The sequence below is a fragment of the Dyella tabacisoli genome, assembly GCF_003350925.1.
Taxonomy (GTDB): Bacteria; Pseudomonadota; Gammaproteobacteria; order Xanthomonadales; family Rhodanobacteraceae; genus Dyella_C; species Dyella_C tabacisoli.
Window position 1 is genome coordinate 806,141 of the sequence record NZ_KZ857173.1, and the last position, 14,385, is coordinate 820,525.

Annotated in this window: 12 protein-coding genes; 4 read left to right on the top strand and 8 right to left on the bottom strand. The window is 61.1% G+C overall.

Annotated elements, in window-relative coordinates; genetic code table 11:
* Positions 1–187 precede the first annotated feature (187 nt).
* The 4 genes from DVJ77_RS03395 to kynU all read left to right on the top strand — a co-directional run bounded on the left by DVJ77_RS03395 (position 188) and on the right by kynU (position 5,371).
* Positions 188–2,302, top strand: coding sequence for an FUSC family protein (locus DVJ77_RS03395; protein WP_114844023.1), 2,115 nt, complete (start codon positions 188–190; stop codon positions 2,300–2,302).
* A gap of 139 nt (positions 2,303–2,441) precedes the next feature.
* Entirely contained in the window at positions 2,442–3,452 is a 1,011-nt protein-coding gene (locus DVJ77_RS03400; RefSeq protein ID WP_114844024.1) for an amidohydrolase family protein, read from the top strand.
* A gap of 116 nt (positions 3,453–3,568) precedes the next feature.
* Complete coding sequence (locus DVJ77_RS03405; protein WP_114844025.1) at positions 3,569–4,072, top strand: hypothetical protein; 504 nt, start codon at positions 3,569–3,571, stop codon at positions 4,070–4,072.
* Positions 4,073–4,096: 24 nt separating this feature from the next.
* Positions 4,097–5,371: a kynureninase gene (gene kynU / locus DVJ77_RS03410; protein ID WP_114844222.1), complete on the top strand. Its 1,275-nt coding sequence runs from the start codon at positions 4,097–4,099 to the stop codon at positions 5,369–5,371.
* Positions 5,372–5,426: 55 nt separating this feature from the next.
* Here kynU and DVJ77_RS03415 read toward each other — a convergent pair whose 3' ends face one another.
* From DVJ77_RS03415 to DVJ77_RS03450, 8 genes are all read right to left on the bottom strand, one after another.
* A complete protein-coding gene (locus tag DVJ77_RS03415) occupies positions 5,427–6,713 on the bottom strand; it encodes a glutamate-5-semialdehyde dehydrogenase (protein ID WP_114844026.1) in 1,287 nt (428 codons plus the stop codon).
* Entirely contained in the window at positions 6,710–7,879 is a 1,170-nt protein-coding gene (proB, locus tag DVJ77_RS03420; RefSeq protein ID WP_114844027.1) for a glutamate 5-kinase, read from the bottom strand. Before proB ends, DVJ77_RS03415 begins: the two co-directional genes overlap by 4 nt.
* A 5-nt stretch (positions 7,880–7,884) precedes the next feature.
* A complete protein-coding gene (gene argH / locus DVJ77_RS03425) occupies positions 7,885–9,180 on the bottom strand; it encodes an argininosuccinate lyase (protein ID WP_114844028.1) in 1,296 nt (431 codons plus the stop codon).
* A gap of 96 nt (positions 9,181–9,276) precedes the next feature.
* A complete protein-coding gene (gene argC, locus DVJ77_RS03430) occupies positions 9,277–10,233 on the bottom strand; it encodes an N-acetyl-gamma-glutamyl-phosphate reductase (RefSeq protein WP_114844029.1) in 957 nt (318 codons plus the stop codon).
* 61 nt (positions 10,234–10,294) lie between these two features.
* Positions 10,295–11,560 (bottom strand): acetylglutamate kinase, encoded by a 1,266-nt coding sequence (locus DVJ77_RS03435; RefSeq protein WP_263853808.1) that lies wholly within the window; start codon positions 11,558–11,560, stop codon positions 10,295–10,297.
* A gap of 37 nt (positions 11,561–11,597) precedes the next feature.
* On the bottom strand, positions 11,598–12,698 hold the full coding sequence (locus DVJ77_RS03440; protein ID WP_114844031.1) for an acetylornithine deacetylase: 1,101 nt from the start codon (positions 12,696–12,698) through the stop codon (positions 11,598–11,600).
* Positions 12,699–12,731: 33 nt separating this feature from the next.
* Positions 12,732–13,172, bottom strand: a complete 441-nt coding sequence (locus DVJ77_RS03445; protein WP_114844032.1) for a GNAT family N-acetyltransferase — start codon at positions 13,170–13,172, stop codon at positions 12,732–12,734.
* A 12-nt stretch (positions 13,173–13,184) separates the two neighbouring features.
* Positions 13,185–14,375: an argininosuccinate synthase gene (locus DVJ77_RS03450; protein ID WP_114844223.1), complete on the bottom strand. Its 1,191-nt coding sequence runs from the start codon at positions 14,373–14,375 to the stop codon at positions 13,185–13,187.
* Positions 14,376–14,385: the final 10 nt, after the last annotated feature.

A 14,385-nucleotide genomic window follows, 5' to 3' on the forward strand; every position in this document is an offset into this window, starting at 1 on the left:
TCCCAGCGAATTAAATCTGAAGACGGGGTGATGTCCAGAAGGCCCGCAGCCTGTGGCACCCGCCTTGCCAAGGGAGCCACCCTTCCCCGCGCCAAGCACCTCAACCGGGTTTCCCGACAACTTCAGCCTGCGTCAGGCAGAATCGCTCGATTGTTCAGGAACGAACGTTTAGGAGCGCACGAAATTCATGCCTGCCAGCGGCTACTCGCTACGTGCCACGGTTGTCGAAAGCCTCACCAAGATCAAACCCCCGGATGTGCCGCTGCGCGTCGTGCTACGCAATACCGCCGCCGTGGTGCTGCCACTGGGGATCGGCCTGGCAACCGGACATACGGAGATCGGGCTGGGCGTTGCCGCCGGTGCGCTGGACACTATGTTCTCCGACCAGCCCGGCCCCTATCGCCAGCGTATGTGGCAACTGGTGCTGGCCTCGTTGGCGGCCGGACTGGCCTCTTTATGCGGCTTTTTGATCGGCGACCAGTTAGTACCCATGCTCATCGCGACGGCGGCATTCGGCTTCTTTGGCGGCTTGCTCGTAGTGTTTGGCGTGGATATCGCGCGGGTAGGCATGACCAGCATGATCCTGCTGGTGGTTACGGCGGCCTCGCCGACCTCCCTGGTCGGGGCGATAAGCGGAGCCTTGCTGATTTTCAGTGGCGGCTTGCTGCTTACGCTGTTTTCAGTCGCCGCCTGGCCGCTGCAACGCTACCGGCCGGAGCGACACGCACTGGCCGGCGTCTATCGCGGCCTGGCGTCGCTGGCCCGGCAACAAGCACATGACGATGCCGACATACCAGCGTTGACCGACGCGATGACCGGCCTGCAACACACCCTACTTGGCCGGCACCATGCACGCGGCCGCGCCATGGAGGCGTTCGGCGTATTGCTGGAGCTGGCTGAGCGGATCCGGCTGGAACTCACCGCAATGGCCGAGTTGCGCGCCAATCCGACCATCCACACTATGTTTCGCAACGACGCCGCACGCGTGCTGGCGGCCATTGGCGATGCCCTGGAAACCGGTGAGTCGCCGCTACAAGCCGAGCGCGCGCTGCAAACCTTGCAGGCCAGCGAGAATGCCTTGCTTGGCAACGGCGGCGGCACCGACAGCCTGGCGATACATATCCATGCCCTATCCGGCCAGCTCGCCGCGGCGGTGCGTAACGCAAACTGGGCCGGCAGTCGCGGCGAGCTGCGTGCCGATGCCGCCGAAACCCCCTTGCCCACGGCGCTACGCAGCAATTCAGCCCGAGCCACGCTACGTGCCAATCTAACCCCGCAATCGGTCGCCTTTCGGCACGCAGTACGCAGCGCGGTTTGCCTGAGTGCCGCCCTGCTGATCGCGCGCCTGCTGAAGCTAGAACACGGCTACTGGCTGCCGATGACCGCAGCGATCGTGCTGCGCCCGGATTTTGCCGCCACCTTTAACTTTGGCCTGCTGCGTGTAGTCGGCACGGTGCTTGGCTTGATTCTGACGACGGCCTTACTGCACTTCATGCCGCACGAACCTTATGGGCAGTTGGCACTGATGGGGGTGCTGTGCATGGCTTTTCGCTATCTCGCTACGGCCCATTACGGTATAGCCGTGGCGGCGCTGACCGGTACGGTGGTTATTTTTCTCTCTTTCGTCGGCGTCAATCCCAGTGATGCGGTGATGGATCGCGTTATCAACACCGCACTCGGCAGCGGCATGGCCTTGCTGGCTTACATTCTGTGGCCCACTTGGGAACGGGGCCGCGCGCGCGCCGCGCTGGCCAATATGCTGGCCGCCTACGCCAACTATTTGCGTGCCTTGAGCCGTCCCGAGCAACCGGACGCCCACCGCGAAGCGCGCACGGCGGCCCGCACGGCACGTAGCAATGCACAGGCCTCGTTGGACCGTATGCGCACCGAGCCGGCTACGCCGAAACCCTTGCTGGATCTCGCCAACGCGCTGTTCACCAATGGCAATCGCCTCGCCCGTACCGCAATGACCTTGGAAGCGCTGGTCGACGACCACGATGCCATCCCGGAACAAGCCGAGATCAATACCTTCGTCGAACATGTCGCCAGTGCACTGCACGCAATCGCTGACGCACTGCGCGAAAATCGCACGACCCAATCCGTGCCCGATCATCCCCTGCACGATCCGCCCTTACCTGATCTGCGCGCACTGCAGCGCAGCCTGGGCGCCTTGTTGACCATGACCGAAAACAAACAGACCGCCGAGCTTATTGGCCGGATCAGCGACCGCCTGGTCGATAACGTGAATACGCTGGCGCATATCGTGGACCGTGCCCAGCAGAAGGCACTCGCCTCGGCATAGTGGCGACACCTCCCCCCACGCACGCGGGTCAAGACGGTTGCTGCAACGCAGCGACCGCGCTCCCGCCCGCTATCGAAGAGGTAGGGCGGCAGAGCAGTCCAGGGCGACGCCACATAGATGGAAGTTCTACACTCCGCACATGCTAAAAATCGACACCCACGCGCACATCTTGCCTCGCGACTGGCCTAATCTCGCGGCCAAGTTCAATGACGAACGCTTTCCCGTGATGACCCATACCGATGGCCATCACCGTATCTACAAGGACGGCAAATTTTTCCGTGAAGTGTGGGATTCCGCGTTCGATCCGCAGCACCGCATCCACGACTACGCCCGCTTCGATGTGAATGTGCAGGTGATTTCCACCGTGCCGGTGTTGTTCTCCTACTGGGCACCGGGCTATCAGGCGCTGGAGCTACACCGGCACTTGAACGATCACGCGGCCAGCCTTTGCCGCGACTATCCACGCCACTATGCCGGGATCGGTACGGTGCCATTGCAGTCACCAGAGCTGGCCATTCGCGAGCTGGAGCGCTGCATCGACGAGCTGGGCCTGCAAGGCGTCCAGGTGGGTTCACATTGCAATGACTGGAACCTCGACGCGCCCGAGCTATTCCCGTTTTTCGAGGCCGCCGCCGATCTGGGCGCCGCCGTACTGGTTCACCCTTGGGACATGATGGGTACGCCAAGCATGCCCAAGTACTGGTTGCCATGGCTGGTCGGCATGCCTGCCGAGCAGTCGCGCGCAGCCTGCTGCCTAGTGTTCGGTGGCGTATTGGAACGGCTGCCGAAACTGCGGGTGATGATGGCGCATGGCGGCGGCAGCTTTCCGTGGACCATCGGCCGTATCGAACACGGCTTTCGTATGCGCCCTGACTTGGTCGCCACCGACAATCCGCGCAATCCGCGCGAATATCTCAAGCGACTGTATTTCGACTCCTGCGTGCATGACCCGCAAGCGCTGCGCTACTTGCTGGATGTGACCGGCGTCGACCGCGTCATGCTCGGCACCGATTATCCTTTCCCGTTGGGCGAGCAGCATCCCGGCAGCGGCATCGAAGCCTTAGGCCTGGACGACACCTGCCGCGCCCGGCTATTCCATGGCACGGCCCTGGAATGGCTGGGCCTGCCGTTGCAACGCTTCTCACCCTGATCCATATGGACCCGATCCACATAGACCCGCTCTACATAGGCCCGATCCACACAGACTTGACCCAGATGGGCAGGTCCGACGCAACCCTAAACAATCACACTGTCACCGGAGTAGGCATGAGTTTCTTGCGCAACATCGTCCTGACCAGCCTGCTCTTGGCAGGCAGCGCCCACGCAACCGACGTCAGCATGGCCAATGGCAGCATAAGTTTCAGTACGCCCGATCAATGGATCGACATCATGGATACCCAGGGTGACCCGGAGGTGCGGGTATTTCAGGTGCCTGACCCGTCGCCCACCGCGACCACCAGCCTGGCCCGCATCACCATCACGGTGAAGCAGGCGGATGGCGCCGGCGCCTTTCAGCAATACATGAATAACGCGAACGCAAAAGCCAAAGGGCTTAGCGGCTATCAGGCAGCGGCCAGCTCGGTCCCGAACAGCTTCGTTTACACCGCACAAGAAAACGGTGCGCAGTTCAGCTACAGCGAACGCTACTGGTTTAAAGACAACCACGCGATCCAATTGCGCTGCGTGCGCCCGGCGCAAAGCCAGGCCGGCCCCGAGTGGAAAGCCAAGTTCGACAAAGGCTGCGATGCCATCGCTGCACGCCTGCAGTAATTGCAGCCCGACCGAGATCTGTTGATGTCCCTCTCTTACGAAGCCACCCTCGCCTGGGCGCAAGCCCAGGATGCCGCCGATCCGCTACGCGATTTCCGCGACGAGTTTTTGATCCCTCCGCACGAAGGCCGCGACAGTTATTACTTCTGCGGCAACTCGCTCGGCCTGCAGCCGCGTGCGGTGCGCGCGGCGATCGGTGCCGAGCTCGATAGCTGGGCTGAGCTGGCGGTGGAAGGCCACTTCAAGAGCACGCTGCCGTGGCTGGACTATCACGAGTTCGTGCGCGACGACCTTGCCGCCGTGGTCGGTGCCAAGTCCGGCGAAGTCGTAGCGATGAATACGCTGGGCGTAAATCTGCACCTGATGATGGTGAGCTTCTACCGCCCTACGGCCGAACGTCACGCGATCCTGATCGAGGGCGGTGCGTTTCCCACTGATCGCTACGCGGTCGAGTCGCAAATTCGCTTTCACGGCTTCGACCCCGCCACCTCGCTGATCGAACTGGAAGGCGACGAGGCCAACGGCACGATCTCCATGGCCGCCATCGAACGCGCGCTCGCGCAACATGGCTCGCGCATTGCGCTGGTCATGCTACCTGGCGTGCAATATCGCAACGGCCAGGTGTTCGATCTCAAAGCGATTACCGAGCTCGCCCATAGCCACGGCTGTATGGTCGGTTTCGACCTTGCTCACGCTGTCGGCAACCTGCCACTGCAACTGCACGACAGCGGTGCCGACTTCGCCATTTGGTGCAGCTACAAATACCTCAACGCCGGCCCTGGCGCCGTTGGCGGTGCGTTTGTGCATGAGCGCCACGCCCAGAGCACCCTGCCCCGCTTCGCCGGTTGGTGGGGCCACGACAAAGCCACCCGCTTCCAGATGGGGCCGCAGTTTGTACCCACGCATGGTGCCGATGGCTGGCAACTCTCCAATCCACCGATTCTTGCATTGGCACCCTTACGCGTGTCGCTGGAAATCTTCCGCCGCGCCGGCATGCAACGTCTACGCGAAAAGTCGCTCAAGCTTACGGGCTATCTGGACTGGCTGGTGCGCACGCAACTCGCCGAGGTACTGGAAATCGTGACCCCGCAGGAACCTGCCCGCCGCGGCTCGCAACTATCTCTTCGCGTCATCGGTGGCCGCGCGCGTGGCCGTGACTTGTTCGAGTACTTGACGCGGCACGGTGTCACCGGCGACTGGCGTGAGCCCGATGTGATTCGCATCTCACCGGCACCGTTGTACAACCGCTATGCCGATTGCCTTGCGTTCGCCGAGGCGGTGACAAGCTGGCATCGGTGATGAGTGCCGACGCCATGAAACCCGGCACTCCCCAAACCCAGAACGACTCCCAGCACTACTCCTGAACCACCACACTCTGCGGATGCCGCACCTGCCCTGCGCCGCGCACGACAAAGCGTTCTACCGTCAGCGCTTCGGCCCCCATCGGCCCATAGGCATGCAGGCGAGTGGTGGAAATGCCGATTTCCGCGCCCAGGCCAAGTTCACCACCATCAGAGAAGCGCGACGAGGCGTTGACCATCACCACGGCTGAGCGGATCGCTCGCACGAAACGTCGCGCTGTATCTTCGTCCTCGGTGGCGATCACCTCGGTATGGTCCGAACCATAGCGACGTATATGCGCCAATGCCGACTCCAAATCATCGACGATACGCACCGCCAGAATCAGGTCGAGATACTCGGCGGCGTAATCGGCCTCGTCGGCGGGCTTTAGCGTCGGCAACAGCATGCGCGTGCGTTCGCAACCGCGCAGCTCCACCTGCCGCCGCCCCAGGGCCGCAGCGGCACGCGGCAGAAAATCCGTAGCGATGTCCCGATGTACCAGCAAGGTTTCCAGTGCATTGCAGACACCTGGGCGCGAAGCCTTACCATCCACCAACAGATTCAGCGCCAATGCGATGTCGGCGGCGCGATCCACGTACAGATGACAAACGCCCTTGTAGTGTTTAATCACCGGCACGCGCGCATGCTCGGCGACGAAACGAATCAAGCCTTCGCCGCCGCGCGGTATCGCCAAATCGACAATATCGGTAAGTTGCAGCAGCTCGATCATCGTCTCGCGACTAGGATCGGTAACCAAGGTCAACGCCGCTGCCGGCACACCATGGGCTTGAAGGGCCGTGTGAAGTGCTGCGGCAATCGCGGTATTAGAGTGCAGCGCTTCGGAGCCTCCGCGCAGGATCACTCCATTGCCGGCCATCAGACATAGCGCGGCGGCATCGGCGGTGACATTGGGGCGCGCCTCGTAAATCATCGCAATCACACCCAGGGGCACCCGCACCCGCTCCACCGACAAGCCATTAGGTCGCGTCTCGCGACGAGTCACCACACCTACCGGATCAGGCAAGTTAGCGACCTCATGCAAGGATGCGGCAATCGCGGTGACGCGCTCCGGGTCCAGGCGCAGACGATCGAGCAAGGCCCCTTGTATGCCTTTCGCCTCGGCCAGATGCATATCCTTGGCATTCGCTTCAAGCACGGTTGCCGATTGCGCCTGCAAGGCGTCCGCCATCGCCAGTAACAGTTGTCGTTTCGCTGCCGTATCCAATTCGGCGACGATTTGCGCAGCGTCACGACAGGCCAGTGCCTGCGTGCGAATGCTGTCCGTTCGATCGGTGCTCATGAATTCGGCTCCGCTTTGATGATGACCAGGTCGTCGCGATGTACGACCTCCACGCCATAGCTATAGCCAAGCCGATCCTCAATCTCTCGACTGTGCCGACCGGCCAGTCGACGCACTTCGGCGACACCGTACTGGCATAAGCCACGCGCTATTGAGCGGCGTTCGTTATCGATAATTTCAACCATATCTCCGCGTTGAAATTCGCCCTCGGCATCGACAATGCCGCCCGGCAATAACGAGGCGCGGCCGTTGCCCAATGCCAAGGCCGCCCCGGCGTCAACACGAATTCGACCCGGCGCCGCCGGCGCATGCCGCAGCCAATATTTACGCGCCTGCATGCGGCTACTGGCCGCATCGATCAAGGTGCCGTGCAATTGTCCGTCGGTTAAAGCCTGCACGGTAGCGGCATGGCCGCCATGGAACAATGCGGTAGGGATGCCTGCAGCGGCGGCTTTGCCAGCGGCCTCCAGCTTGGTACGCATGCCGCCGGTACCGGCAGTACTGCCACTACCGCCGGCCATCGCCAGAATCCTGGGCGTCAACGCCGACACGTGACCTACCGGCTGCGCCGTCGATTCACGCCGGGGGTCGGCCGTGTACAAAGCATCGATATCCGAGGCGATCAGCAATAGATCGGCATCGACCAAAGCGGCAACGATAGCCGCGAGATTGTCGTTGTCGCCCAGTTTCAGCTCATCCACCGCCACCGTGTCGTTTTCATTGACGACAGGTAGTACGTCGAGCAACAGCAACTCGCGTAGCGTGGCGCGTGCATTGAGATAACGGCGGCGATTGCGTAAATCGTCATGGGTCAGCAATACCTGCGCTACCGGCCGCGCCGACAGGCTTTGCCACAAGGCGATCATCGGGGCCTGACCCAGCGCCGCCAGTGCCTGCCGTGCAGCGATGTCGCTGCCAGCGGGAGCATGTTCACGCATCAACGCGCGCCCCGCAGCCACCGCACCCGAAGACACCAGCACCACTTGCCGGCCTTGCGCATGGCTGCTGGCTATAAAATCCGCCAGTGCCTGGGCATACCGCACAGTCAATCCGCGGCCGTCGGCGGCAAGCAAGTTACTGCCCACTTTGAGTACAGCGCGACGCCAGTGCGGCAGCGCGCACACGGGTAACCGCTGCTCGTTATCGACACTGCGCGGCGTTGTCATCTCGGTCAGCCGTCGAGTTGGCGCAAACGCGCGGCGAGTTCATCCAGGCGCAGATCATTGCCCGCGCCGGGCGACACGCGCGCGGCAAGGCTGCTCTCCGGTGTGCGCCCATGCCCCGCCGTGCTGGCGGTTTCGGCAGCCGCGCGATAAGCGTCGCGGAATGGAACCCCAGCCGCCGCTTGTTCGATGGCGACATCGGTGGCGTACATCGCCGGCTCGATCGCGGCACGCATGGCGCTCTCATTCCACTGCATCCGCGCCAGCAGATCGGGGACCAGCTCAAGCGCAGCCAAACCATGACGACAACCGTGAAACAGCGACCCCTTGGAGAACTGCAAATCGCGCTGGTAACCCGAAGGCAGCGACAGCAATTGCTCGATCTCAGTGCGTGCAGCCGCCACGCTCGCATAGCTGGCGCGCAGCAACTCCACCACATCGGGGTTGCGCTTGTTCGGCATGATCGAACTGCCCGTGGTGTACTCCGACGGCAAGCTGACGAAGTTGAATTCAGCGGTGGTGAATAGCGACAAATCCCAAGCCAGCCGACGCAGGTCGAGCAAGGCGCCGGCGATGGCTTCCAGCACAGCCATCTCGAATTTACCGCGCGATAGCTGGGCATAGATCGGCGAAATCTGCATACGCGCAAAACCCAGCGCAGCGGTGGTGTGTTCGCGATCCAACGGCAGATTCACGCCGTAGCCGGCGGCGGTGCCAAGCGGATTGGCATCGATCAGCGTGGTGGTCTGTCGCGCACGTAATGCGTTGTCGATAAAACCTTCGGCAAAACCGGCAAACCACATCGCGGTGGACGACACCACGGCGCGTTGAAGATGGGTGTATCCCGGCAACGGCAAGGCCGGCTGTGCGGCGCGCTCCAGACAGGCCCTGGCGATAGCGCGGCAATGCGTTTCCAGCGCGGCAAGCTGGTCTTTCAGCCATAAACGTGTGGCGACCAGAATCTGATCGTTGCGGCTACGACCGGTATGCACGCGACGACCAGCATCGCCAAGGCGTTCGGTAAGTCGTGCCTCGATCGCCGAATGACCGTCTTCGTAGCGCTCGTCAAGCACGAACTCGCCACTGCGAAAATCTGCTGCCAGTACGTCAAGCTCACGCTTCAACGCAGCCGCCTCATCAACACTGACGACGCCAATATTCGCCAAACCCTCGACATGCGCCTTGCTGGCGGTGATGTCATGCAGAAAGAATTCACGATCCAGCAGCACGTCATCGCCGGCAAGGAACTTCATGATGCGTGCATCGATCTTGATGTTGGCTTTCTGCCACAGCGGCTGGGTCATTTTCGTATCCTGCGATGTATTAAGAGCGGTGAACGCTTGCGGCAAGGCTTCACTCGCGCGCGGCCCCCTTCTGCAAGTAGAAGGAGACGTATCCGACTACGCCATCGGAATGGCGGTGTATTCGCCGACACCGATAGCGCGATTAATGTTCTGAATAGCCTGGGTCGCCGCGCCTTTAAGCAAATTATCCAGCGTCGCCACCACGACTACCCGCTTACCGTCGGCCGACAGCGCAAAGCCACCGATCTCGACATGATGTTTGTTAGCCACCTGATTCACCCAGGGCGCCTCGTCCAATATGCGTACCAGCGGCTCGGCGTCGTAGCGCGCATGGAAACGCTGGATGACTTCTTCGCGCTTGAGCGGGCGGGCCAGATAAAGATTGGTCGTCACGGTAAGTCCGCGAAAATGCGGCGCGACATGAGGCAGAAACTCCACCGGCAAACCGAGATGGCGACTGGCCTCTTTCTCATGCATATGGCCGGTAAGCGCATACGGCATAAGATTGTCGCGCAGCTTTTCTGGATCGTTCTTGTCCGATGGCGTCGTACCGGCACCGGAGTAGCCGGAGACGCCAAAACACACCGGCGGCGCGGCCAGCAAGTCTTTCAACGGTGCAATCGACAACTGCATGGCGGTCGCGTAGCAACCGGGATTGCTGATGCGCTTCTGTCCATGCCACCGTTCGCGGGTCAGCTCCGGCAGGCCGTAATACCAGCGCTCATCGAAACGGTAATCGGCGGACAAATCGAGGATCAGCGTGTCCGGGGCCGCCTTATCGAGTGCCTCAACATAAGCAGTCGCCTTGCCGTTGGGCAGGGCCAGAATCACCACATCGGCGTTCTGCGAGGCGACGCCGGCGGGGTCCAGGCTGGCGTAACGAAGCTCGCTGACATAGCCATCCATATGATCGGCCACACGCTGCCCGTCCAGCTCGCGCGACGAGACAAAGAGCAACTCAAGCGCCGGATGCGCTGCAATCAGGCGAATCAGCTCAGCGCCGGTGTGACCCCGCGCGCCGACGATACCGATAGTTTTTTTCTGGTCTGCCATGAGTTCACTCTGTGCAATGTTTTTATCCTTCCCTGCCTTCACGCAGGGAAGGAGTGCAGTTTCAATCCAGCAACGTCGGTTGCCGTGTCGCGCAATGCGCGACACAGCGGGCGATGGTGTCGAAATCGCTCAAGCCATACCAGAACACTTTCCAGTGCTCCTGCTTGAAACAACCATCGGATTCGGCGTAGTAAAACGGATTGACCGGATTGCCGTGACGCGAACGCCAAAACAGTTGCGAGTTTTCATCGCGCATCACCTGCCACACAGCGCGGCCCAGACCCTCGCCCTGGGCATCGTCGAGCACGGCGAATTTGTCCAGATAGGCCAGCCCGTCTTCTTCGGTGAGAATCATCGCCGCGCGATAGTTTTCACTGACATAGATGCGATAGGGCTTGGTGCGTTCGAAATAGTCCGGCAACAAGGTGCGACCAAAGCTCGACTCGATCAGTCCGCGCATGCGCTCGCGATCGATACCGTCCCACGAGATCACGCGCAGCACTTTCTCGCCACGCCGCACCATGGTGCCCGAACCTTTATGGGTGAACAGCTCTTTGGCAAGCTCGGCGGGCCGCGTAATCGACACGGATGAGGTCAACGGCAGGTCTGCCAACAGGTCGGCGATCTGTTCGATCTTCAAACGCATGCCACCGTTGATCCACGGCTGGGACATCAGGTGCTCAAACTCGGTACTGAGGTTGATCGAGTCGATGATCTTGCCTTTATCGTCGAGCAACCCGCCGGTACCGGTGAGAAACACGATCTTGTACGGCTGCAACACCCGCACCAATTCGTTCGCCGCGAAATCGGCGTTGATATTGAGGATCTGCCCTTCTTCGGTTTCGCCAAGGCTGGCAATCACCGGGATGGAGCCGGCGCGCAGGCTGGCCTCGATCGGCGCGAGATTGATGCTGGCAACCTTGCCGACCAGGCCGTAGATATCGCGATCAAGATAGACCGAGGTAAAAACGCCCGACGGCACCGAGGTCGCACGAGTATCCATCGACTGCAGCGCTTCGACCAGACGCAGGTTCTGCTCTTGAAACACCTTGCGAACGATCGCCAGCGCCTTGGGCGATGTCACACGCAGGCCGTTGATGGTTTGTTTTTCGATGCCAGCCGCAGCCAGCTCTTCATCCAACTGCGGGCCCGCACCATGCAACACGATCGGAGTCAGCCCGACCTGCTGCAGGAACGTTAGCGATGAGGTCAACGCTGGCAAGTCGTCGCGCAATACGGCACCACCGACCTTGACCACGGCGAAGCGCTTCGCGTCGAGCTGCGAAAAGCGTTTCAGGTACTGCTGGATTTCCTTCGTGCTGCCCATGCTCGAAAGCAGGCGCACGATGGTCTTGCGGGTGTGCTTATGCGCTTCCACGGTCAATGATCCGGTAAATGGTTTCTGCGTAATGCTGCAATTGACTCAGTGCCACCCATTCGTCGGCGCTATGCGCTTGCGCGATATCGCCAGGGCCGTAGACGAAGGAGGTATAGCCAGCGGCGGAAAACAGTGCCGATTCGGTCCAGAAATCCACCGCGTTGCCGACCGGTATGCCAAGTTCGTCGGCCAGGTCGCGCGCGGCCAGGCGACGTGCTTCGGCGGTGGCGGTATCGCCCGCAGGCAGCGAATCGCCGCGGAAGGTTTCACCGAACTCCACCGGCTGCGGCTCGACCAAAGTACGAAAGGTTTCCAGCATGCGGTCGGCATCCATCGACGGCAACGGACGGAAGCCGAAGCGCACATCGGCTGTCGGCGCGATCACGTTGGCCTTGATACCGCCCTCGACCTTGCCGATATTGAAGCGCAGGCCGGTAAGGCCACCAAAGCGTTCATGCGATTGCTTCGCCACATAATCCATGGCGGCAGTGCCCCAGCGCATGGCCTGATGCAACGCATTGTCGGCAGGTTTCTGTTCACCCGAAGCGTGACCTGCGCGGCCCTTGAAGCGCATCTGTACCGAATGGATGCCACGGTGCGCCAGCACGGCTTCGCCACTGGTCGGCTCAGCGACAATGATGGCCTCGTAAACCGGATGGCCCTTCAAAAAACCGTCGATGCAGCGCGCGTCGTTGGCCTCCTCGTCAGTGGACAGCAGCAAGGCCATGTCACCGGTGGTCGCGTTGGCAACCGCGACCAAGGCCGCCGCCGCACCCTTGATATCGCAGGAACCCAGGCCAATCGCGCGATCCTCGGTCACCCGCAAAGTGTGCGGATCGGCCGACCAGTGCGGTGAGTCGGGCACGGTATCCAAATGCACATTGAACAGATACTTGGGCTGGCCGCGCACGGCGTACAAGTTCACCGCACCGGCGCCAAAATCGGTCACCGTCACCGTGAAACCCGGCAGATTCGCGCGCAGGTAATCGAAGATGCCACCGGTATTGATCTCGCGCGGTGGATTGCGCGTGTCGTAGCCGACCAATGCGCGCAAATGCTTAAGGGTTTCGTCCAGTAAAGAGCTCATGAAGTCCGTCTTATGGTTTCTTGATTATTCCGTTCATCGTCGGTCGGCGACCGCATAGATGTCCGGCACATAAATTTCCATCAGCGTGGCTGGCCGCTGCGGCGTGGTGAATCCATATTGCGCATACAGTTCGTGTGCATCGGCGGTAGCCAGAGTGAAACGTCGCATCCCTTGCAACGACGGATGCTCCATCACCGCTCGCACCACCTGCTTGCCGTATCCGTAGCCGCGATACTCGGGGAGCACAAACACATCCACCAGATTGGCGAAGGTCGCGTAATCGGTAATTACTCGTGCAAACGCTACCTGCGCCACGCCACGGAAGCCGCCAAAGCACAGCGAATGTTCGATCGACTTGCGCACTCGCTCAAGCGAAATCCCCTGTGCCCAACTCGAACGAGTCGACAGGAAATCATGAATCAGGGCGAGATCGAGCTCACTCCGTTCCGTACTGATGCGCAAATCTTCGCTCATAGGTTTACCTGTTCACCGATTGATTTCAGCCCACAGCGTGCTGCTCATGCCGTACAGACGAATAAAGCCTTCGGCTTCGGCCACACCCCAATCAGCGGCCTGGGCGTAAGTCGCGCCCTTGGCGTTGAGTATGTGCGGCGAACGGATCTCCACCGCATTGACTACGCCACCGCTGGTTTCCAGCACGACTTCGCCATTGACACAACGCTGACTGGCGGCCAGGAAAGCTTCCAGATCGGTCTTCAGCGGATCATGAAAAAAGCCCTCGTACACCAGCTCGACCCACTTCCGCGCCACTTCGGGCTTGAAACGATTCTGCTGCTTGCTCAGCACAGCCTCTTCCAGCGCTCGGTGCGCGGCTAGCAGGGCGAACAGGCCCGGCGCCTCATACACAATGCGTCCCTTCAGGCCGATAGTGGTGTCGCCGGTATACATGCCGCGACCCACGCCGTACTGCGCAAACAAGCCATTGAGTTTTGCCAGCAGCTTGTGGCCGGCGATCTTTTCGCCATCCAAAGCCACCGCTTCGCCGTGCTCGAACTTCAAAGTGACGCGCAACGTTTCAGACGGCCATTCGGCGCGCGGCTTGCACCAGCCACGCGAACCCTCGCCCGGTGCCTGCCAGCGATCGATCTCCCCGCCGGATAGGGTTACGCCAAGCAGGTTTTCGTTGATTGTGTAGGCCTTCTGCTTGGCGCGAACACCGAAGCCGCGGTCTTCAAGATACTTCTGCTCGTAGGCGCGCACTTCGGTGTGCTCTTTCTGGATTTCGCGAATCGGTGCAACGATTTCGTAATCGCCCAAAGCCTTGACCGCCAAGTCGAAACGCACTTGGTCATTGCCCATGCCGGTGCAGCCATGCGCAATCGCCTTGGTACCGATTTCGGCGGCGCGAGCCAGGGCGGCCTCGACAATCAGATAACGGTCGGACACCAGCAACGGGTACTGTCCCTGATACCCCTCGCCAGCCTGGATGAAGGGTTTGACGAAGCCGGCCCATATGGCCGGACCACCATCGACAGTGACATGCGAAGCTACGCCCAGTTCGGCAGCACGCTGCTCGATAAAGGCACGCTCTTCGGCGTCGACGCCACCGGTATCGGCAAACACGGTATGTACGGCCCAGCCGCGCTCCTGCAGATAAGGCACACAAAAACTGGTGTCGAGACCACCGGAGAAGGCGAGAACAATATCTTTGCTCATGGGCTTACGA